21 protein-coding genes are annotated in these 22544 nt (G+C 71.0%); 11 read left to right on the plus strand and 10 right to left on the minus strand.

Annotated features, from left to right (window positions below):
- Positions 1-159: 159 nt before the first annotated feature.
- Positions 160-1386 carry a cytochrome P450 gene (locus tag ACIBCK_RS08390; protein WP_399387963.1) on the plus strand — a complete coding sequence of 409 codons (1227 nt, stop codon included), beginning with the start codon at positions 160-162 and terminating at the stop codon, positions 1384-1386.
- Positions 1387-1427: 41 nt separating this feature from the next.
- Here ACIBCK_RS08390 and ACIBCK_RS08395 read toward each other — a convergent pair whose 3' ends face one another.
- From ACIBCK_RS08395 to ACIBCK_RS08420, 6 genes are all read right to left on the minus strand, one after another.
- Entirely contained in the window at positions 1428-2699 is a 1272-nt protein-coding gene (locus ACIBCK_RS08395; protein WP_367039077.1) for a cytochrome P450, read from the minus strand.
- A complete protein-coding gene (locus tag ACIBCK_RS08400; protein ID WP_399387965.1) occupies positions 2696-3310 on the minus strand; it encodes a GTP-binding protein in 615 nt (204 codons plus the stop codon). Before ACIBCK_RS08400 ends, ACIBCK_RS08395 begins: the two co-directional genes overlap by 4 nt.
- A complete protein-coding gene (locus ACIBCK_RS08405; RefSeq protein ID WP_399387967.1) occupies positions 3291-3653 on the minus strand; it encodes a DUF742 domain-containing protein in 363 nt (120 codons plus the stop codon). Before ACIBCK_RS08405 ends, ACIBCK_RS08400 begins: the two co-directional genes overlap by 20 nt.
- On the minus strand, positions 3650-4069 hold the full coding sequence (locus tag ACIBCK_RS08410) for a roadblock/LC7 domain-containing protein (RefSeq protein WP_367039075.1): 420 nt from the start codon (positions 4067-4069) through the stop codon (positions 3650-3652). The genes ACIBCK_RS08405 and ACIBCK_RS08410 overlap by 4 nt, the downstream gene beginning before the upstream one ends.
- Positions 4070-4184: 115 nt before the next feature.
- A complete protein-coding gene (locus ACIBCK_RS08415; protein ID WP_399387969.1) occupies positions 4185-5987 on the minus strand; it encodes a sensor histidine kinase in 1803 nt (600 codons plus the stop codon).
- A 269-nt stretch (positions 5988-6256) separates the two neighbouring features.
- Positions 6257-6994 carry a hypothetical protein gene (locus tag ACIBCK_RS08420; RefSeq protein WP_399387970.1) on the minus strand — a complete coding sequence of 246 codons (738 nt, stop codon included), beginning with the start codon at positions 6992-6994 and terminating at the stop codon, positions 6257-6259.
- Between the two features lie 185 nt (positions 6995-7179).
- On the opposite strand from ACIBCK_RS08420, the gene ACIBCK_RS08425 reads away from it, so the two are divergent.
- Complete coding sequence (locus tag ACIBCK_RS08425) at positions 7180-7578, plus strand: VOC family protein (protein ID WP_399387972.1); 399 nt, start codon at positions 7180-7182, stop codon at positions 7576-7578.
- A gap of 63 nt (positions 7579-7641) precedes the next feature.
- On the opposite strand, the gene ACIBCK_RS08430 is transcribed toward ACIBCK_RS08425, so the two are convergent.
- The 3 genes from ACIBCK_RS08430 to ACIBCK_RS08440 all read right to left on the minus strand — a co-directional run bounded on the left by ACIBCK_RS08430 (position 7642) and on the right by ACIBCK_RS08440 (position 9845).
- The gene (locus tag ACIBCK_RS08430; protein WP_367039071.1) at positions 7642-7890 is read right to left on the minus strand and encodes a hypothetical protein; all 249 of its coding nucleotides are present in this window, start codon (positions 7888-7890) and stop codon (positions 7642-7644) included.
- A gap of 105 nt (positions 7891-7995) precedes the next feature.
- The gene (locus ACIBCK_RS08435; protein WP_399387974.1) at positions 7996-9297 is read right to left on the minus strand and encodes an MFS transporter; all 1302 of its coding nucleotides are present in this window, start codon (positions 9295-9297) and stop codon (positions 7996-7998) included.
- Positions 9294-9845, minus strand: a complete 552-nt coding sequence (locus ACIBCK_RS08440; RefSeq protein WP_399387976.1) for a GNAT family N-acetyltransferase — start codon at positions 9843-9845, stop codon at positions 9294-9296. The genes ACIBCK_RS08435 and ACIBCK_RS08440 overlap by 4 nt, the downstream gene beginning before the upstream one ends.
- Before the next feature lie 26 nt (positions 9846-9871).
- Here ACIBCK_RS08440 and ACIBCK_RS08445 point away from each other — a divergent pair, with 26 nt between their 5' ends.
- The 9 genes from ACIBCK_RS08445 (at position 9872) to ACIBCK_RS08485 (ending at position 21618) form a co-directional block, all read left to right on the plus strand.
- Complete coding sequence (locus tag ACIBCK_RS08445) at positions 9872-10402, plus strand: CGNR zinc finger domain-containing protein (RefSeq protein WP_399387977.1); 531 nt, start codon at positions 9872-9874, stop codon at positions 10400-10402.
- 127 nt (positions 10403-10529) lie between these two features.
- The gene (locus tag ACIBCK_RS08450; RefSeq protein ID WP_399387978.1) at positions 10530-12113 is read left to right on the plus strand and encodes a phosphodiester glycosidase family protein; all 1584 of its coding nucleotides are present in this window, start codon (positions 10530-10532) and stop codon (positions 12111-12113) included.
- Between the two features lie 216 nt (positions 12114-12329).
- Positions 12330-14549, plus strand: coding sequence for an NADP-dependent isocitrate dehydrogenase (locus ACIBCK_RS08455; RefSeq protein WP_399387980.1), 2220 nt, complete (start codon positions 12330-12332; stop codon positions 14547-14549).
- 99 nt (positions 14550-14648) lie between these two features.
- A complete protein-coding gene (locus tag ACIBCK_RS08460; RefSeq protein ID WP_399387982.1) occupies positions 14649-15182 on the plus strand; it encodes a GNAT family N-acetyltransferase in 534 nt (177 codons plus the stop codon).
- A gap of 171 nt (positions 15183-15353) precedes the next feature.
- On the plus strand, positions 15354-16532 hold the full coding sequence (locus ACIBCK_RS08465) for an acyl-CoA dehydrogenase family protein (protein WP_399387984.1): 1179 nt from the start codon (positions 15354-15356) through the stop codon (positions 16530-16532).
- A gap of 205 nt (positions 16533-16737) precedes the next feature.
- Positions 16738-18111 (plus strand): MFS transporter, encoded by a 1374-nt coding sequence (locus ACIBCK_RS08470; protein ID WP_399387986.1) that lies wholly within the window; start codon positions 16738-16740, stop codon positions 18109-18111.
- Between the two features lie 62 nt (positions 18112-18173).
- Entirely contained in the window at positions 18174-19037 is an 864-nt protein-coding gene (locus ACIBCK_RS08475; protein ID WP_399387989.1) for a shikimate dehydrogenase, read from the plus strand.
- Between the two features lie 39 nt (positions 19038-19076).
- Complete coding sequence (locus ACIBCK_RS08480; RefSeq protein ID WP_399387991.1) at positions 19077-20903, plus strand: bifunctional sugar phosphate isomerase/epimerase/4-hydroxyphenylpyruvate dioxygenase family protein; 1827 nt, start codon at positions 19077-19079, stop codon at positions 20901-20903.
- A gap of 37 nt (positions 20904-20940) precedes the next feature.
- Positions 20941-21618 (plus strand): TetR family transcriptional regulator, encoded by a 678-nt coding sequence (locus tag ACIBCK_RS08485; RefSeq protein WP_399387993.1) that lies wholly within the window; start codon positions 20941-20943, stop codon positions 21616-21618.
- Positions 21619-21628: 10 nt separating this feature from the next.
- On the opposite strand, the gene ACIBCK_RS08490 is transcribed toward ACIBCK_RS08485, so the two are convergent.
- Positions 21629-22408, minus strand: a complete 780-nt coding sequence (locus ACIBCK_RS08490; RefSeq protein WP_399387995.1) for a DeoR/GlpR family DNA-binding transcription regulator — start codon at positions 22406-22408, stop codon at positions 21629-21631.
- Positions 22409-22544 lie beyond the last annotated feature (136 nt).

The raw sequence follows: 22544 nt of genomic DNA on the forward strand, positions 1-22544 counted from the left end.
GGGAAAGCTCCCCTCGCCCCGTCGGCTCCGACCGATGGGGCGAGGGTGATTTTCGGCCAACATTAGTGCAGCGCTCAACCGTCGGCCGGGAGGGGCTGGTTGCCTCAGTAAGTGATCAATAGCCTGGTGCGCGTTGCCTGTTTTCGACCTAGGAGCCACATGTCCACCGCGCAGCAGGTCCCCGACATCCTCTCGCCCGAGTTCGCCAAGGACCCGTACCCCGCCTATCGAGCGATGCGGGAGAGCGCGCCGCTGTTCTGGCACGAGGCGACGCAGAGCTGGATCATCTCGCGGTACGAGGACGTCGAGCGGGTGTTCAAGGACAAGGCCTCGCAGTTCACCACCGACAACTACGACTGGCAGATCGAGCCCGTACACGGCAAGACGATCCTCCAGCTCAGCGGCCGTGAGCACTCCGTGCGGCGCGCGCTCGTCGCACCGGCCTTCCGCGGCAGTGACCTCCAGGAGAAGTTCCTGCCCGTCATCGAGCGCAACTCCCGTGAACTCATCGACACCTTCCGGCACACCGGCAGCGTCGACCTGGTCGCGGACTACGCCACCCGTTTCCCCGTCAACGTCATCGCCGACATGCTCGGCCTGGACAAGGCCGACCACGCGCGCTTCCACGGCTGGTACACCACCGTCATCGCCTTCCTCGGCAACCTGGCGGGCGACCCCGAGGTCGCGGCGGCCGGCGAACGCACCCGGGTGGAGTTCGCCGACTACATGATCCCGATCATCCGGGAGCGCCGCGACAACCTCGGCGAGGACCTGCTCTCCACGCTGTGCGCCGCCGAGGTCGACGGTGTGCGCATGAGCGACGAGGACATCAAGGCCTTCTGCAGCCTGCTGCTCGCGGCGGGCGGCGAGACCACCGACAAGGCCATCGCCAGCATCTTCGCCAACCTCCTGATGCACCCCGAGCAGCTCGAAGCCGTCCGGCAGGACCGCACCCTGATCGCCCGCGCCTTCGCCGAGACCCTGCGCCACACGCCCCCCGTCCACATGATCATGCGGCAGTCGGCGACCGACGTCGAGGTCACCGGCGGCACGATCCCCGCCGGGGCCACCGTCACCTGCCTCATCGGCTCGGCCAACCGCGACGAGCGGCGCTACGGCGACCCCGACCGCTTCGACATCTTCCGCGAGGACCTGACGACGACGACCGCGTTCTCCGCCGCCGCCGACCATCTCTCCTTCGCCCTCGGCCGGCACTTCTGCGTGGGCGCGCTGCTCGCCAAGGCCGAGGTGGAGATCGGCGTCGGCCAACTCCTGGACGCCATGCCGGACGTACGGCTCGCGAAGGGCTTCGACCCCGTGGAGCAGGGTGTCTTCACCCGGGGGCCGCAGTCGCTGCCGGTGGAGTTCACCCCCGTCACCGACTGACGCACCGGGGCGCCGCCCGAAGGCGGCGCCCCGGCTCCGTTTCAGTGCGCCACAGGTGTGAACTGCACCGGCAGCGACGTCAGACCGCGCATCCAGATGGACGGGCGCCAGGTCAGCTCGTGCGGCTCCACCGCGAGGACGAGGTCGGGCAGCCGCTCCAGGAGCGTCTCGACCGCGGTCCTCGCGATGACGTCGGCGAGCAGCGGGGCCGGGTAGGGGCAGCGGTGCTCGCCGTGGCTGAAGGACAGGTGCGCGGAGTTCTCCGGGCCGACATGCGACTCGGGCCAGATCTGAGGGTCCGTGTTGGCCGCGGCGAGGCCGAGCACCAGACAGTCGCCCGCCCGGATCTGCCGTCCGCCGAGCTGGGTGTCGCGCACCGCCCAGCGGCCGATGAAGTTCTGGGTCGGGGTGTCGAGCCACAACACCTCGTTGAGGGCCTCGCCCACGCTCAGGCGCCCGCCGGACACGTTCAGGGCGAACCGCTCGTCGGTCAGCATCAACCGCAGCGTGTTGCAGATCCAGTTGGCCGTCGGCTGCTGCGCCGCCGCGATGATGGAGATCAGGTCCTGGACGATCTCCTCGTCGGTGAGGCCCGCCGAGTGCGTCAGCATCCGCGACGTGACGTCGGCGCCCGGCTTCTCGCGCTTCTCCTTGACCAGGAGCTGGATGCGCTCCGCGACGCGGGTGTACGCCGCCACCGGGTCGTCGCCCTCGTGCGCGTCGAGCGAGATCCGCAGGTCGTCCACCAGCTGCTGGGTGTCCGTGCTCGCTTCCGGCATGCCGCACATCTGCACGGCGGCGATCATGGGCAGCGCGTGCGCGTACGCGTCCATCAGCTCCGCCTGGCCGCTGCCGGCGAACTCGGCGATGAGCCGGTCGGCGATCCGGGCGCTGTCCCGGGCGAGTTCGAACTGGTCGACCCCTTCGAGGGCCTCCGTGATGACCCCCGCCCGCCGCCGGTGCTCCGCGCCCTCGGTGAACAGGACCGACGGCTGGTATCCGACGAACGGGAGCAGCGGCCAGTCCGCGGGTATGTGCTCCCACTGGTTCCAGCGCCGCGAGTCGCGGGCGAACAGCTCGTCGTGGCCGGTCACGTAGCTGACCTCGGAGTAGCCGAGCACCAGCCACGCGGGCACGTCACCGTCGAGGAGCACCGGCGCGACGGCGCCGTGTTCCCTGCGCAGGCTGCGGTAGAGCTGCGAAGGCGTCTGCTGGTACTCCAGACCGCCCAGGCGCACCGCGCCCGTGCCCGCGTGGGCCGGGCACCCGGGCGGCGGGCTCTGCTCGTAAGGGGATCCGGTCGGCTCGGTCACGGTGTCATCTCCTGGGCCATGGCCAGTGCGTAGAGGTGGTCCACGAGGGTGATCAGGACGTCCTTGCCCGACGATCTCACCCGGGCGTCGCAGTCGATCAGCGGCACATGGTCGGGCAGCGCCAGGGCCTGGCAGATCTCCTCCAGGGAGTGCGTGGAGGTGTCGTCGTCGAAGCGGTTGACGGCCACCACGAACGGCGTCTTGTGGTGTTCGAGCCGGTCGATGGCGTACCAGGACTCGTCCATGCGCCGCGTGTCGACCAGAACGACCGCGCCGAGCGTGCCCGCGAAGAGCCGGTCCCACAGGAACCAGAAGCGCTCCTGGCCGGGAGCGCCGAACAGATAGAGCACCACACGCTCGTTGAGGCTGATGCGGCCGAAGTCGAACGCCACCGTCGTGGTGGTCTTGGCGGCGACGTCCGCCGTCTCGTCGACGCCGATGCCGGCCTGTGTCATCACCTCTTCGGTGTTCAGTGGACGGATCTCGCTGACCGACCGGACCAGCGTGGTCTTGCCGACCCCGAAGCCGCCCACGACGACGATCTTCAGGCCGGTCTCGGCAGTGTCGGAAAGGGGCGTACGGGAGGGCAGCTCAGATGTTGCGGAGCCCATGGAGCACCTCCTTGAGAAGGGCGGAATCGGGGATCGAGGCGGCCGAGCCGGCCGCGCGGGGATGGCGGGCGGTGATCCGGCCCATCGCGAGCAGGTCACCCAGGAGGATCCGCACCACCGTGATCGGCAGCTTCATCTCCGCGGCGATCTCCACCACGGCCGTCGGATGCCGGCACAGTTCGAGGATCCGTACGTGCTCCGACTGCATCCCGGCAGTGGGCTCGCACTCGCTCACCACCAGCGTGACCAGGTCGAACGAAGCGTCGTCGGCGCGGCTGCGACCGCCGGTGACCGTGTAGAGCCGGTCCGGATCACCGATGTCCACGGGCCTGCGCGGCGTCACGAGGAGCCGCTGCCTTCGCCCTGACCGCGCGGCTCGGCGCGCAGATGTTCACCGATCTGCTCGACCAGTTCGGTCATCTGATGCCCCACGACACCCGGGTCGGCGTTCTCCTCCGCCACCACGGCCAGGTGCGCGCCCAGACCGGCTTCGACGATGAAGAGCAGCCCGCCGTGGAACTCGGTCATGGAGTGCCGGACACCGCCGGTCCCGTCGCCGAACTCCATCGAGGCACCCTGGGCCAACGCCTGGATGCCGGAGCAGATCGCCGCCAGCTGGTCAGCCTGGTCGAGCGTCAGATGCTCGCTCCAGCACAGCTTCAGGCCGTCCCGGGAGAGCACCAGGGCGTGCCGCGTACCGGGGGTGCGCTTCAGGAGGCTCTGCAGGAGCCAGGTCAGGCTGTTGTCAGTGGTCTGCATGGTAGGCGGGGCGAGATGCTCGGTTCTTCCGGTCACCTGCCCGTCCCTCCAATCTCACGATTTCGAGCGGGGAAGGGGGGCGCCAGAGCCCGGGCGCCGTGCGGGTGGCTTCGGTCTACTCGGTGGGCGGCGGCCCGGAATCGGCGGGGGACTCGGGAGCCGCGGGGGAGCCGGGCACGTCGCCCGCGGCCCGCCGCGCGCGGTGAAAGGCACCGAAACGCGAACCGGCGTCCCGCGGCGGAAGCCCCGCGTCCCCGGAGAGCGTCCCCGCTCCGGCGGCGGCGTCGGACGCCGCCCTGCGCTGCTCGCGCTCACGCTCCGCCTCGGCCATCGTGCGGCCCGGGGCGCGCACGGGCAGGCCGTTGGTCGTGGCGGCCGCGGGGCGGGAGTGCTCCGGCTGGGGCTGGGGCTGGGTCTCCGTACCGGTGGGCTGAACGGGGGCGGCTTGTTCCGGGGTGACGGCCGGGGCCTCCGGGGTCGCCTGCGCGGGAACTGCCGGCGCGGGAGCCGTCGCCGCCTGTGCGGGCGCCGGTTCGACGCTGCGGGGAGCGAGCTGCTGGGGAGCGGGGTCACGCTGCTGGGCCAGGAGCTGGGGCGGCAGGAGCACCACGACGCCGGTGCCGCCGCGCGAGGACGGCCGGAAGTTGACGCTCATGCCGTACTTGGCGGCGAGGCGCCCGACCACCGCGAGACCGAGCCGGGTGCCCTGCAGCGATGCCAGGTCATTCACGTGCCCGGAGACCGCTTCCTCCGCGCGGCGCATGGCCGCGTCGGCCATCTTCAGGCCGCTGTCCTCGATCGTCACGACGATCCCGGCGCTGCGCTCCTCCACATAGACGTGCACCTCGTCGATGGGCGGCGAGAAGTTCGCCGCGTTGTCCATCAGTTCGGCCAGGACGTGCATGACGCCCTCCGCGGCGAACCCGGCGATCGCGACAGTGGTCGAGCAGTGCAGTCGCACGCGCTGGTACGCGGAGATCCGGCCCACCGCGCCTCGCAGGATGCTCTCCATGACGATCGGCTTGTTCCAGGCGCGGCTGGAGCGACCGCCCATGAGCAGGGCGAGGCGGTCGGTCATGAGACCCAGCTGCGACGTGCTGTGGTCCAGGCGCAGCAGATCGCCGAAGACCTCGACGCCGTGCCGCTCCTGCATGTCCCGCAGGTCGGCGAGCATGCTCACGGACTTGGCCTGCACGCGGCTCAGCGCCTTGGCGGACGCCGCCTGCGCGGCCGCGGCGCGCCGCTCGCTGTAGGCGAGTTCCCGTACGAACGATTCGGCGGGCACCCGGAGCAGGGGATTGCGTGGCCACTCCAGACCGGCGAGCACCGTGTCCGCGGACGCGCCCTCACGCAGCCGCTCGATCGCGGTCGGCAGCGTCACCCCGGTCAGCTGGTCCAACTCCTCGGCCGCAAGGGCGAGTTGACCCTGGGCCTGGTTGCGTCGGGACTCGACGTCGGCCGCGTGCCGGACGGTCTCCTCCACCACGGACGCGAACACGTGGATGACCTGGCGCAGTTGCGGGTCCGACGGCGGAGAGGTCTGCGCCAAGGTCTCGGTGGCACTCGTCCCGTCGCGCAGCCGCTTCACCACGGTCGGCAGCGTGACGTTCACCAGATGCGCGGACTCGGCGCCCTGGCGCGCCAGCTGCGCCTTGAGGGACGCGGCCTCGGAGCGGTCGGCGGCGGCGGCCCCGCGGACCCGCTTGACGAGCAGCGAACTCGTCACGAGCGTGATCGCCAGACACAGCCAGCCGGTCAGGACCGAAGCCACCGTCCAGACCCGGGCGTCGTCCGGCGCCATGACGCCCGCGACGGCACCGGCCGCGGCGGTCACCACCAGCACGACCACGGGCAGGGCCGACGCGGGCCGGCGCGCCTTCTCTATTCGGTGCGGGCTGGGAGGAGCAGGCACGGGCATTCAGCGGTCCCTCGGTCCTTGAGTGCAGGTAAGCAGCGAGCCGACCGATGTACGCATCGGTCGTGGGTCCGGCGGAAACGCCAAAGGGGACGGCGATCTTCCGGACCACACATCGCGCCATGCTAGTCACCCCGCGGCGCGCGCAGGACAGGGAGGCGGAAGAGGCCGTCGAGACGAGGCTTTCGTCGTGATCTCGCCCCTCGAACATGGCGCCGTGATAGAGGAGTTCGACCCCGACGGCGACGGTGAACCCCGACGGTGACGGCAGGTCAGTCGACCGCCGAGGTCTCGGAGATCTCGTACGCCTCGAGGCCGGGAGTCGCGAGGAGGCCCGCTACGCAGGCCGCCGAACCGCCGACGTACGTACTCACCAGATCGACGTCACCGGCCACGCACCAGGCACGGTCGTCGGGCCACCACAGGTCGGGAAGTTCGGGCACCCCCTCATCGGGTTCGCCGCCCGGTGACGCGGGCGAGTCGGCGTCGTCCAGCGGCCCGGAGAGCAGGATCTCGTCGCGGCCCGGCGTGCGGAACACGGGGCAGCCGTCCCAGTTGTACTGGCCGTATCCCTCCCAGAGCCCGTACCAGCAGCGGTCGGGGGTGCGGGTGTGCCGGGCGAGGACGGAGATCAGGGTGCGGGCGACGTGGGCGGGGGTCGGGCCCTCGTCGGGGTGTTCGTCCCAGACGCCGGGGACGGCCGGCGTGTCGTCGTTCCGGTAGAGGCGGCCCTCGAAGCCGATCAGCTCGTGCCATCGCGTGGCCGCCGACACCGAACGGCCGTACGCGGCGGCCACTTGGTCCCACCGCACCGGCCGAGTGCCGAGCCAGGCCGGGTGGAGGACGCGCGCGTACGCGTCGAAGCCGGGCGCGCAGACACCGGCGACCGTGCCGAACCCGTCGTCGTGGGGCGGGCGTTGCTCCAGCCAGCGCGCCGGCGACAGGTCGCGCCGCTCGACGCGGAGACGGCCGTAGACGGACGGGGACGGGCTCTGGTCGACGAGGCGCATGCCCCCAGTGTCGCCCGCGCGAGGACACCCGTGCGCCCGCCGGTGGATGCCGATTGAGGCGGGCCGAGCGGGGCACTCGGACAGTCGCGGCATGGTCGGGCGGGACGGCCACCGCCGCCTCTGTGCCGATCTACGACGACGCATGCCGATCCACGTCGATCCATGCCGACAGAAGAGGAACCCCCATGGGTGTGAAGAAGACCGCTGTCCTCGTCCTGGACTGTGCGAAGCCGGAGGAGCTCGCGGAGTTCTACGCGGGGTTGCTCGGCGGCACGGCCAGCATGGGCAACGACCCCGATTATGTAGAGGTCTACGACGGCCAGGGCATCTGCCTCGCGATCCACCGGGACTACGGCTACGCGCCCCCGAGCTGGCCGCGGCCCGAGGACGCGCAGCAGGCGCACCTCAGGATTCTGGTGGACCGCGGCGACATGGACGAGGCGGAGCGGGAGGCCATCGGCCTGGGCGCCCGGCCCGTGGACACCAAGGACAACTCCGGCCCCAGGGACACCCGGACCTACAGCGACCCGGCGGGCCACTCGTTCACCCTCGCCGTGTCCGCCGAGCCGAGGCCGCCCCGCTGAGCGTGCGCAGGCGGGGGCCGCCCCGGGTACGTCAGTGGCCCCTGCTCAGTCGGCGACCCCTGCTCAGTCGGCGGGCTCGTCCGGCACCGGCTGGTCCGGGCGCACGCCGCCCGAGTGCGGTGCGCCGCGCCGGCCGGTGCCCGCCTCGTCCGTGTCCGGTACGTCGTCGTCGGCGTCCGGGGCGTTGCCCGTGGTGGCCGACTCGTCGTCCGGCTCCCAGTGGTCCTCCTCGTCCGACGCCTGCTGATCGGGCAGATCCCTCGGTACGGGCGTCTCGTCCTCGCCCCGGGTCTCGGGCAGCTCCTCGCTCACGGTGATCCCTCCAGTCCTCGTCACTTCGTTCCGCGTGGTCTCACGGCGGCTTCCGCTGCGGAGGCGCGGCTACCCACCGTGGTGGCGGCGACACCTCGTACTGCTTCACGGTGGACCGCAGACGCCGTGTCGGCCACACGAAAGGGGCCGGTTGCCCGGCCGTGTCCGGGCAGAGACGGCCAGGGCGGCCGCGGTCATCGCCGACAGGAGCCCCCAGACCGGAACGAAGCTGCCGGTGAGGTCCTTGAGCAGGCCGAGCACCGGTGGCATCACGACGATGGCGATCTGGTTGACGGACATGGCAAGGCCGAGGGCGAAGCCCGTCCGGTCCGGCGGAGCCGTCTCGGTCACGTGGGCGACCCAGGGGCCGTACCAGCCGAACCCGAAGAAGCCGAGCCAGACCAGCGTGCAGCCGGCAACCGCGGGCGATCGGCCGAGCGGTGTCATCAGCACGGCCATCGCGGCGATCACGGCGGCCATGCAGAGGACGAGCGAGCCGTACCGCCCGGACCTGGCGCGGTCGCTCCACGCCGCCAGGGCGATACGGCCGATGACGCCCGCGCCCTGGACCGCCACGAGGACGAGCGCCGCGGTCCCGGGTCCGACGGACGCCGTCTCGTGCAGGTACAGCACGGTCAGGACGCCCGCGCCGTACTGCACCGAGATCAGGCTCGAACCCGAGACCACGATCCGCACCATGGCCGGTTCACGGAGCATCCGAAGCCGGGCGCCGAGCTGCGATCCGAGCGAATCGCGCCCGGAGGGCCGGGGAGCGGCGGGGGCGGCCGTGGCTGGTGGGACCGGCGGGGCCGGCGGGACCGGCGGTCTGCGGTAGAAGCCCATGAAGACACCGGCCCCGAGGAGTGCGACAAGGCCGCCCGCCACGAGCGTGGCCCGCCGGCCGTGCGCGTCGGCGATGAGAGGCAGCAGGGCCGAGGCCAGTGCCGCGCCCAGCGGCAGCCCCGCCTGACGGATGCCCATGGCCAGGCCCCGCTGGGACGTGTCGAACCACGACGCCACCGACTTGCTGCCGCCCGGCTGCACGGTGCTGTACCCCGCGCCGACGACCAGCAGCACTAGGAGCAGCGACAGATACCCCGGCGCCACGCTTCCCACGAGCAGGCCCGCGCCGACCACGGCCGCGCCCACCCCGACGACCCAGCGCTCGTTGCGGCGGTCGAGGAGCTCCCCGGCCGCGAGCAGCCCGACCAGCGGAACCAACTGAGCCGCGGAGACCAGCAGGCCCAACTGGACCGTGTTCAGGCGCAGATCACGCTGCAGGTGGAGGCCCATCGCCCCGATGCCCTGCACGAAGAAGCCCGCGGCGGCCTGGGTGAAGGTGGCGATACCGAGGATGGCCCACCGGTACCGCCACGCGCGGTGCGCCAGCTCGGGAAGGGCTGTCACGGTCGCCAATACAGGGCGGGATCGGGGTGGTTGACGAAGCCGAGGTCGCGATAGAGCGGCTCGCCCTCATGGGAGGCGTACAGGTCCACGCGGGCCACCTCGCGTTCCCGGAACCAGTCGAGCAGGCCGAGCAGAAGCGCGCGGCTGTGCCCGCGCCGCCGGTGCGCGGGGTCGGTGACCACGCCGATCACCAGACCGACCCGGCCGCTCAGCAGGTGCGGGCCCGGCAGCCGTTGCTCGACCGAGCCGATGGCGCATGCGGCAAGGCGGCCGTCGCCGCTGCCACCTCCGTCACCCCTGCCACCTCCGTCGCCGTCCACGACGAGGATCCGCATGCCATTGCCATCCACGGCCAACTGGCCCTTCAGGACGACGGCCAGGTCGTCCTGCCAGGCGGCGCCTCCCGATGTCGATGTCGATGACGATGTCGGGGAGAAGTACTCACCGCCGAGATTCTCGAACAGCAGGGCGCGCAGGCGCACGAGCTCTGGCAAGTCGTCCTGCGTCGCCGGGCGTATGCGGGCGCCGTCTTCGGTGCGTTGTGACATGCGGATCAGCCTGATGTAATGGTCTTGTGCACCTCAACCCTTACGGCGAGGAGGTCGTGAATCTGGCCGCCGACCTCGCCAACCGGCGCCCGGAGACCGCCGACGAGCTCGCGGAGCGCTGCCGCGCCGCCGGACTCGCTCTGGAGCGGCCCGTCGCGCCCGAGGATCTCGGCCGCACCCAGGACGCGTTGGACGAGTGGGAGAAGGTCGTCGACGCGACCGACGAGGAGGAGCGCGCCGAGCTGCTCAACCGGATGCTCGCGGCATCCGCCGCCCACCCCCGGCTGACCGACCACGCCGGTTCGGGCTGGCATCTGCACTACCGCGACGACCGGCAGCCCCTCGGCGCCCTGCTGTTCCAGCTGATCTCCGTCGGTACGGCGCTGCATCTGGCGGGGCGTGGCATGCACCGGCTCCGGCGGTGCGCGGTGACCGAGTGCGCCACGATCTTCGCCGACACCTCACGCACCGGGCGGCAGCGCTACTGCTCCCAGCGGTGCGCCAACCGTGACGCGGTCCGCAGACACCGGGCGCGCTCCACGGGCCGAGACGACTGAACGCGGGCCGGATCGCGGGGAACGGGGCCTGTTCTCCGGCCGGACTTCTGGTATTCACTCCTGGGATCGATCGCCGTCCGCGCGCTCACGTTCGCTGCGGGTGTCCCTACGCGACCCAGGAGTTCCCGTGGCCCTTGCACGCCGTCCGTTCGGAGCCGCAGCGAAGGCGTCGGTGGTGGCCGTCGCCGCCGCGGGGCTCCTCGCCCCCGGTGTCGTCGTCGACCGGTACGGTGACGCCGCGGCCGCCGCCCCGTCAACTGCCGCTGTCCCGGGGCCGATCGCCGACTGGCAGCACGACCGCCTGGCCGCCGGGGTCGATCTCTACCAGGGGACCGTCTCGGGGCGGCCCGGGGCCGACCACTGGACGGTCACCGTGCGCGCGAACGGCGCTCACCTCGCCGCCGAGCCGGAAGCGGAGACGCTGGCCGGGCGGGTGCGCGCGGCGGGGTTCGGCGCGCGTGCCGAGACGGTTTCGTGGCCGCGGGGATCCGACAGGACCGGCGTGATCGGGGTGCGGGTGCGGGTGGGGGAGTACGACGCGCGTGCCGAGGCCGACGCCCGGCAGAAGGCGCTCGCCGCCGCCGGGTTCGACGCGGTGAGCGAGTGGACCGGAGCCGACGGCGCGCCCGGCACCGGAGTCGCCCGGGTGAAGGTGGCGGTCATCGACCCGAAGCGCTACGGCGGTGCGATGAAGGGCACGTACGGCACGGGTGTGGCCGGCCGCGAGACGGTGAGCGCCATGGCCGCGGGCGACGACGCCCTGCTCGGCGTCAACGCGGGCTTCTTCGTCATGGAGGGCAAGGACGGGGTGCCGGGCGCGGCGGCCGGAATCGCCGCGTACGACGGGGAGTTGCAGAGCGCGGCGACCAACGGCCGGATCGCGGCGGTGCTGCGTGGCGATGGTCTGCGTCCGGAGTTCAAGAAGCTGAGCACGGAGCTCCGGGTCCGCGTGGGGTCGGCGTCCGCGGTCGTGGACGGCGTGAACCGTGTCCCGGGCCTGGTCCGCAACTGCGGAGGTGTCGGTGGCGACGCCCCGACCGAGCGTCCGCAGCACGACGTGACCTGCACCGACCCCGACGAGATCGTGAAGTTCACCGACGAGCTCGGCGCGCACACCCCGGCAGGCGAGGGAGTGGAGGCGGTCCTCGACGCGAGCGGGCGCGTACGAGAGGTGCGTGCGCGCGGCGGCGCGGTACCGGAAGGCGGCAGCGTCCTCGCGGGCATCGGCTCCGGCGCCACCTGGCTGCGGACGCACGCGAAGCAGGGCAGCGTCATGAAACTACGGGAACGCATCCTGGACGAGCGGGGCCGAGAGCTGAAGCTCGGCCCGCAGGACGACATCGTCAACGGCGGCCCCGAGCTGGTGCGCGGCGGCAAGGTCGCGGTGAACTACGCCGCCGACGGCATCGAGCGCGCCGGCGCCCGTTCCTTCGCGTACACCTGGGGCATCAAGCGCAACCCGCGCATGCTCCTGGGCGTCGACCGGCAGGGCCGGATGCTCCTGGCGGCCACGGACGGCAGGCAGCCCGGCCACAGCGACGGGTTCGGCCTGGGCGAGGGCGCGGAGCTGATGAAGTCGCTCGGCGCGGTACGGGCCATGGCCCTGGACGGCGGCGGCTCGGTCACGATGACGGTGCACGGCAAGGTGATCAACTCTCCGTCGGACGGAACGGAACGCGCGGTGGGAGACGCACTGCTGCTCACGCGGTGACCGCGTGCGCCCGCCCGCAGAGCCCTCGTCACCGCCAGGAACAGCGGGCCGGACCTTGTGGGAACCGGACAGCAACCATCCGTGGCGGCACTTACTACGGAGTGTGACGGAGGCTACGGGCTGTGATGCCCGCAATGCGGGGCCGCTTCGTGGAAGGGGGTGGTCACGAGATATCTTGATGTCGAGCAATGTTGCAGACGTGGAGCGGAGCACCCGGTGACTGACTCGACCATCATCTACACCCAGACCGACGAGGCCCCGGCCCTCGCGACGTATTCGTTCTTGCCGGTGGTCAGGGCCTACGCCTCGACGGCAGGGGTCGCCGTGGAGAGCCGTGACATCTCCCTGGCGGGGCGCATCATCGCTCTCTTCCCCGAGTTCCTCGAGGAGAGCCAGCGCATCGACGACGCCCTCGCCGAGCTGGGCGAGCTGGCCAAGACGCCCGGCGCGAACATCATCAAGCTGCCGAACATCTCGGCCTCGACCCCGCAGCTGAAGGCGGCCGTCGCCGAGCTCCAGTCGCAGGGCTACGCGCTGCCGAACTACCCCGAGGACCCGAAGACGGACGCGGAGAAGGACATCCGCGCCCGCTACGACAAGGTCAAGGGCAGCGCCGTCAACCCGGTCCTGCGCGAGGGTAACTCCGACCGCCGCGCCCCCGCCTCGGTGAAGAACTACGCCAAGGCGCACCCGCACCGCATGGGCGCCTGGACGAGCGACTCGAAGACGAACGTCGCCACGATGGGCGTCGACGACTTCCGCTCCACCGAGAAGTCCGCGACCATCGCCGAGGCCGACACGCTGCGCATCGAGTTCACCGGCGAGGACGGCAGCACCACCGTGCTGCGCGAGTCCGTACCGGTCCTCGCGGGCGAGGTCGTCGACACCTCCGTCATGCGCGTGGGTCCGCTGCGTGAGTTCCTCACCGCTCAGATCGCCAAGGCCAAGGCCGACGGCGTGCTGTTCTCCGTGCACCTCAAGGCCACGATGATGAAGGTCTCCGACCCGATCATCTTCGGCCACGTCGTGCGCGCCTTCTTCCCCAAGACGTTCGCCGCGTACGGCGAGGCGCTGGCCGGCGCGGGCCTGAGCCCGAACGACGGTCTGGGCGGCATCCTCAACGGCCTCGACGCGCTTCCCGAGGGCGAGCAGATCAAGGCGTCCTTCGAGGCCGAGCTCGCCGAGGGCCCGGAGCTCGCGATGGTCGACTCCACCAAGGGCATCACGAACCTGCACGTGCCCTCCGACGTCATCGTCGACGCCTCGATGCCCGCGATGATCCGCACCTCCGGCCACATGTGGGGCCCGGACGACGGCGAGCACGACACCCTCGCGGTGCTGCCCGACTCCAGCTACGCCGGCGTGTACCAGGTCGTCATCGACGACTGCCGCGCCAACGGCGCCTTCGACCCGGCGACGATGGGCTCGGTGCCCAACGTCGGCCTCATGGCGCAGAAGGCCGAGGAGTACGGCAGCCACGACAAGACCTTCGAGCTCGCCGCGCCCGGCACGGTGCGCGTCCTGAACGAGGCCGGCGACGTCCTCCTGGAGCAGGCCGTCTCCACCGGTGACATCTTCCGGATGTGCCAGGCCAAGGACGCCCCGATCCGCGACTGGGTCAAGCTGGCCGTCAACCGCGCCCGCGCGACCGGCTCGCCCGCCGTGTTCTGGCTCGACGAGACCCGCGCGCACGACGCGCAGCTCATCGAGAAGGTCAAGGCGTACCTGCCCGAGCACGACACCGACGGTCTGCAGATCGAGATCATGTCGCCGGTGGACGCGACCGCGTTCTCCCTGGAGCGCATCCGCCGCGGCGAGGACACCATCTCGGTGACCGGCAACGTGCTCCGTGACTACCTCACCGACCTGTTCCCGATCCTGGAGCTCGGCACCAGCGCCAAGATGCTCTCGATCGTTCCGCTCATGAACGGCGGCGGCCTCTTCGAGACGGGCGCGGGCGGCTCCGCCCCCAAGCACGTCCAGCAGCTGGTCCGCGAGAACTACCTGCGCTGGGACAGCCTGGGTGAGTTCCTCGCGCTGGCCTCCAGCTTCGAGCACCTCGCGCAGACCACGGACAACGCCAGCGCCCAGGTCCTGGCCGACACCCTCGACCGCGCCACGGCGACGTTCCTGGAGAAGGACAAGTCGCCGACCCGTCGCCTCGGCGGCATCGACAACCGCGGCAGCCACTTCTACCTGGCCATGTACTGGGCCGAGGAGCTGGCCAAGCAGACCGCGGACGCGGAGCTCGCCAAGGAGTTCGCCCCGCTGGCCAAGACCCTGGTCGAGCAGGAGCAGACGATCGTCGACGAGTTGAACGGCGTCCAGGGCTCGCCCGCGGACATCGGCGGCTACTACCAGCCCGACGAGGCCAAGGCGGCGTCCGTCATGCGCCCGTCCGCCACGCTGAACAAGGCGCTGGGTCTTCTCGGCTGAGACGACCCCCGGCTGACACAGGCCCGCCCCGGCAGCGAACTCGCTGCCGGGGCGGGCCTGTTCGGGCTTCCCGGGGATCGATCCGGGAGGATCGGGATCATGTCGCGATCACCGAGTACGTTCCCCTGGCCCGCCACCCTCACCACGGACCGCCTCGTCCTGCGCCCGATCGAGGCGGGCGACGTCCCCGCCATGGCGCGGCTCTGGACGGACGAGGCCGTCCGCCGGCACCTCGGCGGACCGGTCGACAAGGAGACACTTCGCGTGCGTGAGCAGCACTGCGTCGGTGCACGCGGCGCCTTCAGCGTGACGCTGCGTACGGCCGGGGCGGTGATCGGCGTCGTACAGCTGGAACCCGACTCGCGGAGGGCCGGGCGGACCGAGGTGTCGTACCAACTGCTGCCCGAACACTGGGGGTTCGGATACGGCCGTGAGGCGGTGGCCGCCGCGGTCGCCTGGGTGCGCGAGGCGACCACCTCCTCCGAAGGTTCGGAGGAGGTGGTCGCGGTCACTCAGGAGGCCAATGCCCGCTCGCGTCGCCTGCTCGAGTCGATCGGCATGGAGCAGACGGAGACGTTCGTCGAATGGGGCGCGGCGCAGGTTCTGTACTCCGCGGGCGACCCGCGGGCCTAGCCGAGCGTGCTGGGCACGCTGCCGCCGGGCCGGACACCGAACCATCTGCCGCTCACGCACCCGCAGTGCACGACGCTTACGTCACCTCCATTCCCTATTTCTGCAACGCGTTCTACTGTGTGCGCCGTCAAGCCAAGCCCGGAGAGCGAGCCAGCGAAAGCAGGAGGGGCCGTGCACCTCGAATACACGCCTGAGCAGCGGCAGTTGCGCACCGAGCTGCGCACGTACTTCGCCGAGCTGGTGCCCGACAACGCGTACGCCCGATACGCCGACCCCGCCGCCCAGAAGCAGTTCTACCGGGAGACCATCCGCCGCCTCGGCTCCGACGGCTGGCTGGGCGTCGGCTGGCCCAAGGAGTTCGGCGGTCGCGGGCTCTCCCCGATGGAGCAGTTCATCTTCTTCGACGAGGCCGCGCAGGCCGGCGTCCCGCTGCCCCTGATGGCCCTGAACACCGTCGGGCCGACCTTGATGCAGTTCGGCACGGAGGAGCAGAAGGCGTACTTCCTGCCGAAGATCCTCTCCGGCGAACTCGACTTCGCGATCGGCTACAGCGAGCCGGACGCCGGCACGGACCTCGCGGCCCTCAAGACCAAGGCGGTGCGCGAAGGCGACGAGTATGTCGTCAACGGGCAGAAGATCTGGACCACCAACGGCGACACCGCCGACTGGGTCTGGCTCGCCGTCCGCACCGACCCGGACGCCCCGTCGCACAAGGGCATCACCATGCTCCTGGTGCCGACGAGTGACCCCGGCTACTCCTGCACCATCATCAACACCCTCGCCTCGCACGACACCACGGCGAGCTACTACGAGAACATCCGCGTCCCGGTGTCGCGCCGCGTGGGCGAGGAGAACAAGGGCTGGCGGCTCATCACCAACCAGCTCAACCACGAGCGCGTCACGCTCGCCGCGCACGGCACCATGGCGATCCGCGCCTTCCACAACGTGCAGCGCTGGGCCGCCGACACCAAGCTCGCCGACGGCCGCCGCGTCATCGACCTCGGCTGGGTCCGCCAACGTCTGGCCAGGACGCACACCAAGCTGGACGCGATGAAGCTCCTCAACTGGCAGATGGTGAACGCCGTCCAGGAGGGCACCCTCACTCCCCAGGACGCCTCCGCCGTGAAGGTGTACGGCTCCGAGGCGCGCAGGGACGCGTACGCCTGGCTCATGGAAGTCGTCGGCTCGGCGGGCTCGCTGAAGGAAGGCTCCGCGGGCGCGGTCCTCCACGGAGAACTGGAGCGCGGCTACCGCAGCGCCGTCATCTTCACCTTCGGCGGCGGCAACAACGAGATCCAGCGCGAGATCATTTCCTGGATCGGCCTCGGGATGCCGCGCGTGCGCCGCTGAGCCCGCGGCTGTGTGTGGGGGTGGCCCCGAGACCTCGCCGAGGTCTCGGGGCCACCCCCACAGCTGTTACCTCCAGATGTATTGACACGGCCCGAGGGGCGGGCGAGCATCACTGCCAAGTTAATTAACTATCTAGTGCGTTAACTACGTCCCCTCACAGCCTGCCCCTCCCGCAGGGCATGGCTGCTCTCCCCGAGGAGTTCACGTGTCCGCTCACCCGCAGGCAGACCAGCCTCCGGCTACCCCGCCCCAGGGCCGGCCACGCAAGGCCGCCTTCGCCGCCTGGATCGGCAGCGCGCTCGAGTACTACGACTTCTTCATCTACGGCAGCGCCGCGGCCCTCGTCTTCCCCAAGGTCTTCTTCGACCCGGACGACCCGGCCACCGCCACCCTCATCTCCCTCGCGACCTTCGGCGTCGCCTACGCGGCCCGCCCCCTCGGGGCTCTCGTCCTCGGCCACTTCGGTGACCGGCTCGGCCGCCGGAAGATCATGGTCTGGACGCTGATCCTGATGGGCCTCTCGACCTTCCTGATCGGCTGTCTGCCCACGTACGCGCAGGTCGGCACCGTCGCTCCGGTGCTCCTCGTCCTGATGCGGGTGTTCCAGGGCCTGTCCGCGGCCGGTGAGCAGGCCAGCGCCAACGCGATGACCCTCGAGCACGCGCCGGAACACCGACGCGGCTACTACACGAGCTTCACCCTCAACGGGACCCAGGCCGGTCAGCTCCTCGCGACCCTGGTGTTCCTGCCGGTCGCCGCCCTGCCGGACGAACAGCTCTACAGCTGGGGCTGGCGTATTCCGTTCCTGCTGAGCGCCGTCGTCGCGGTCGCCGGGTACGTCATCCGCCGCACCCTCGACGAGACCCCCGTCTTCCAACAGGTCTCCGCCGACCGGGAGGTGGCCAAGATGCCGCTCGCGGAGCTGCTCAGGGACCACTGGGCCGACGTACTGCGGGTGGTCGCCGCCGCGCTGATCGCGACCGTCAGCACCATCTTCTCCGTCTGGGCACTGTCGTTCGCCACGAGTGACGCGGTCGGCCTCGACAAGACCGGCATGCTCTGGGTCGCAGGCAGCGCCAACGCGGTCGCGCTGCTCGCCATCCCGCTCTGGGCCAGGCTCTCGGACCGGATCGGCCGCAAGCCCGTCTTCCTCGTCGGGGCGCTGGGCAGCGGGGCCATGATCTTCGTCTACCTCTGGGCGATCTCCACCGGCAGCTACCCGCTGGTCTTCGTGACCGGAGTGCTGCTCTTCGGTGTCGTCTACAGCGCGGCCAACGGCATCTGGCCCTCGTTCTACGGCGAGATGTTCCCCGCCAGGGTCCGCCTCTCCGGCATGGCCATCGGCACCCAGATCGGCTTCGCCATCGCGGGCTTCGCGGTCACCTTCGCGGCCCAGATCGACGGCCCCGAAGGCGACGGCTGGGTCGGCGTCGCGATCTTCACCGCCGCCTTCTGCGCGATCTGCGCGATCGCCGTGGCCACGGGGCGCGAGACGCACCGGGTGCCCACGGACGATCTCGGTGTGCGCGGCAGTGCGGCGAAGGCGCCGACGACCCGGCCCGAGGCCGCCGCTCTCTGAGACGTCCACCCCCGCAGCGACCTCGTGAACCACCCCGCCAAGCCGACCCACAGGAACTCTCGATGACCTCGTACCTCACCGGCCTGATCGGCTCCGGTATCGGCCCCTCCCTGAGCCCCGCACTGCACGAACGCGAGGCGGACCGGCACGGTGTGCGCCTGATCTACCGCACCCTCGACATCGACGTACTCGGCGTCGCTCCCGAGGCCGTCGGCGAGCTGGTGCACGCCGCCCGTCGCCTCGGCTTCGACGGGCTGAACATCACCCACCCCTGCAAACAGCTGGTCATCGAGCACCTGGACGAGCTCGCCCCCGACGCCGCCGAACTCGGCGCGGTGAACACCGTCGTCTTCAGGGACGGTCGCGCCATCGGCCACAACACCGATGCCGCCGGCTTCGCCCAGTCCTTCGCCCGCGGCCTCGCCGACGCGCCGACCGGTGACGTCGTACAGCTCGGCGCGGGCGGCGCCGGCGCCGCGGTGGCGCACGCCCTGCTGAACCTCGGGGTCGACCGGGTCACCCTGGTCGACACCGACCCGGCCCGCTCCGCCGCCCTCGCCGCCGGGCTCGCCTCGCGCTTCGGGCCGGGACGCGCCGTGTCCGCGCCGACCGACGAGATCGCGGGACGCGTCGCCGCGGCGGACGGTCTCGTCCACGCCACGCCGACCGGCATGCTCGCGCACCCGGGCCTGCCGTTGCCAGTCACGCTGCTCAGGCCCGGTCTGTGGGTGGCCGAAGTCGTCTACCGGCCGCTGGAGACCGAGCTGTTGCGCGAGGCGCGCGCCATCGGGTGCCGCACCCTCGACGGTGGAGGCATGGCCGTCTTCCAGGCTGCCGACGCCTTCCGGCTCTTCACCGGGCTCGAACCGCACACCGGACCGATGCTCGCCGACCTCGGCGATCTGGCCGCCTTCCCGGCGGCCTGACGTCCCGGCCCGACAGCCGAAGCCCGACAGGAGGACACCATGCGCACATCGATCGCCACCGTCTCGCTCAGCGGCCCGCTGTCCGAGAAACTCACCGCCGTCGCCACCGCCGGATTCGACGGCGTGGAGATCTTCGAGAACGACCTGCTCGGCGGCCCGCTCAGCCCCGAGGAGGTGCGCCTGCGCTGTGCGGATCTGGGGCTCGGCATCGACCTCTACCAGCCGTTCCGCGACTTCGAGGCCGTCCCCGCCGATGTACTCGCCCGCAATCTGCGGCGCGCGGAACGCAAGTTCGCCGTGATGGAGCGCCTCGGCGCGGACCTGCTCCTCGTCTGCTCCAGCGTCGCCCCCGAGTCGGTCGACGACGACGCGCTCGCCGCCGAACAGCTGCGGCTGCTCGCCGACCGGGCCGCGGCCCACGGCATCCGCATCGCCTACGAGGCCCTGGCCTGGGGGCGGCACGTCAGCACGTACGACCATGCCTGGCGGATCGTCGAACAGGCGGACCATCCGGCCCTCGGCACCTGCCTCGACAGCTTCCACATCCTCTCCCGCGGGTCCGACCCCAAGGGCATCGCGGACATCCCCGGCGAGAAGATCTTCTTCCTCCAGCTCGCGGACGCGCCCCTGATGGCGATGGACGTCCTCCAGTGGAGCAGGCACTACCGCTGCTTCCCCGGCCAGGGCGGCTTCGACCTCGCCCCTCTGGTGGCCGCCACCGTACGGGCCGGATACCAAGGGCCGCTCTCCCTCGAAGTGTTCAACGACGTCTTCCGGCAGGCGGGCGCCGCCTCCACCGCCGTCGACGCGCTCCGCTCCCTGCTCCTCCTGGAGGAGTCGGCCGGTCTGTCCGCGCTGCCCGCCGCCGCCGCGCCCTCCGGGTTCGCCTTCGCCGAGCTGACCGCGGCCGACACCGAACCGCTGCGCGGAGTCCTCAAGGCCCTCGGCTTCGCCCACACCGCACGGCACACCTGGAAGCCGGTCGAGCTGTGGGAGCAGGGGGGCGCCCGGATCCTGCTGAACACCGGTGTGGGCGTCGGCGCCAGTGTCGGCGACCGTCGTCAAGGCCCCGCGCTGACCGCGGTCGGCGTGGAGACCCCCGACCCGGAGCGGGCAGCACGGCGTGCCGAGGCGCTGCTCGCCCCCGTGGTGCCCAGGCGCAGGGGGCCGCGGGACGCGCCCCTGGACGCGGTGGCCGCGCCCGACGGCACGGAGTTCTTCTTCTGCCGCACGGAGCAGTCCGATCACCCGAGTTGGACGGGTGACTTCACCGGCGTCGGATCGCGCGCGCTGCCGGGGGAGGGGGCAGGTGAACCGGCCAATGCAGTCCGCCGCATCGACCACATCGCCCTCACCCAGCCCTGGCACCAGTTCGACGAGGCATCGCTGTTCCACCGGGGCGTGCTGGGCCTTGAGGCCGACGACAGCCACGATCTTGCCGACCCCTACGGCCTCGTCCGAAGCCGGGCCGTCGCGTCCCCAGACGGCGGTGTGCGCATGGTCCTCAACATCGCGCCGGCGCCGGACGCCGAGGGCAGCCGCTTTCAGCACATCGCGCTCGCGACGGACGACATCGTCGGCGCGGCCCGGCGCGTCCGGGAGCACGGCACGGGCCTGCTCCCGATCCCCGCCAACTACTACGACGACCTCGACGCCCGCTACGAGCTCGACCCCCAGCACCTGGCCACCCTCGCGGAGCTCGGCATCCTCTACGACCGCGACGAGAGGGGCGAGTTCCTCCACTGCTACACCGCCACGGTCGGCCGGGTCTTCTTCGAGTTGGTGCAACGCACGGGCGGATACCGGGGATACGGAGCGCAGAACGCAGCGGTCCGGCTCGCGGCCCAGCATCTTCACCAGCATTAGACTGACCGGCGCCGATGTATCCGCCCTGAGGAGCCGCATGGCCGCCGCTGTCCCCCCGCCGTCCCCGCCCGTCAAGCGCACCCGGGACGCGGCCCGTACGCGGGGGGAGATCCTCGACGTGGCCACCGAGGAGTTCGCCCGCATGGGATACGCGGGAGCCAGGGTGGACGAGATCGCCGCCCGCATGCGGACCACGAAGCGGATGATCTACTACTACTTCGGCAGCAAGGACCAGCTGTTCACCGCGGTCCTCGAGCGGGCGTACAAGGTCATCCGGCACGAGGAGCAGCAGCTCGACGTCGGGCATCTGGACCCGGTGTCCGCGATCAGGCGGCTGGCCGAGCTCACCTTCGACCACCACGAGGCGCACCCGGACTTCATCCGTCTCGTCAGCATCGAGAACATCCACGAGGCGAAGCACATCGGCGCCTCACCGAGTCTCGCCTCCCTCAGCTCCCCGGCGATCGACGTCATCGCCTCGATCCTCGAAACCGGGCGCGAGCAGGGCGTGTTCACGGCCGAGGTGGATGCCGTCGACCTGCACGCGATGATCAGCTCGTTCTGCTTCTTCCGGGTCTCCAACCGGCACACCTTCCGTACGCTCTTCGGCCGCGACCTCACCGAGGCGCCGCGCCGTGAGCACTACCGGACGATGCTGGGGGACATGGTCATCTCCTACCTGACATCGGATCTCCCTCGTACGGGCCGGAGTTGACCCTTCAGCGCTATCGGACCGGCACCACCATCACCTCGGTGCCGGACGCCCGGATCGCCCGTACCTGATCCGCCGCCAGGCCGTCGTCCACGATCAGCAGATCGAAGTCGGTCAGCGGCGCGAGCGCGTACAGACCGTCCTTGCAGAACTTGGTGTGGTCCGCGACGAGCACCCGCCGCGCCGCGCACTCCATCATCGCCCGCTTGACCTGCACCGTCTCCGGCGAGGTGTGGTAGCAACGGCCGTTGGTGACGGCCGTCGTGGACATGAAGAGGACATCGGCGCGAAAGGCACGGACCGCGTCCGCGGTGTGCAGGCCCATGAACGCGTCGTACGCCGGGAAGTACGCGCCGCCCAGCGTGATCAGTGAGATGCCGGGTTCCTTCGCGAGGGTGGTGATGGCCGGCAGTGAGTTGGTGAGCACCGTCAGCGGGGTGTGGTCGGTGACCTGGTGGGCGAGGAGCAGACAGGTCGTGCTGTCGTCGAGCAGCACCGTCTGGCCGGGCACGAGCAGCGTCGCCGCTGCCCGCGCCAGGAGCTGTTTGGTCTGCGCCATGGTGGCCATCCGCTCCGCGACGCTGCCGTGGAACTGCGCCGACGGCAGCCCGGTCGCGCCGCCTCGGACCTTGCGCAGCCAGCCCTGGGCCTGAAGGGCGTCCAGATCGCGATGAGCGGTCATCAGGCTGATGCGGAACTCCTCGGCGAGATCGGCGGTGCGTACGAAGCCGCGGCCGATGACGGCCTCACGCATCTGCCGTCGTCGGTCCTCCTGGGCCTCGACCCGGTCCATCGCAGCGCTCCTTCCGGTGTCCGCGCCGTGGGCTGTACGCGGCACGTGTGTGAACTCGCCGCGTTATGTTCGCACGAATTTAACGCGCCTCCGCCGAGGAGAGCGGCGTCCGCGACTGGCTCCGGTACGACGCAAC

Origin of the sequence: Streptomyces sp. NPDC051218 (assembly GCF_044455475.1) — a bacterium.
Lineage (GTDB): Bacteria > Actinomycetota > Actinomycetes > Streptomycetales > Streptomycetaceae > Streptomyces.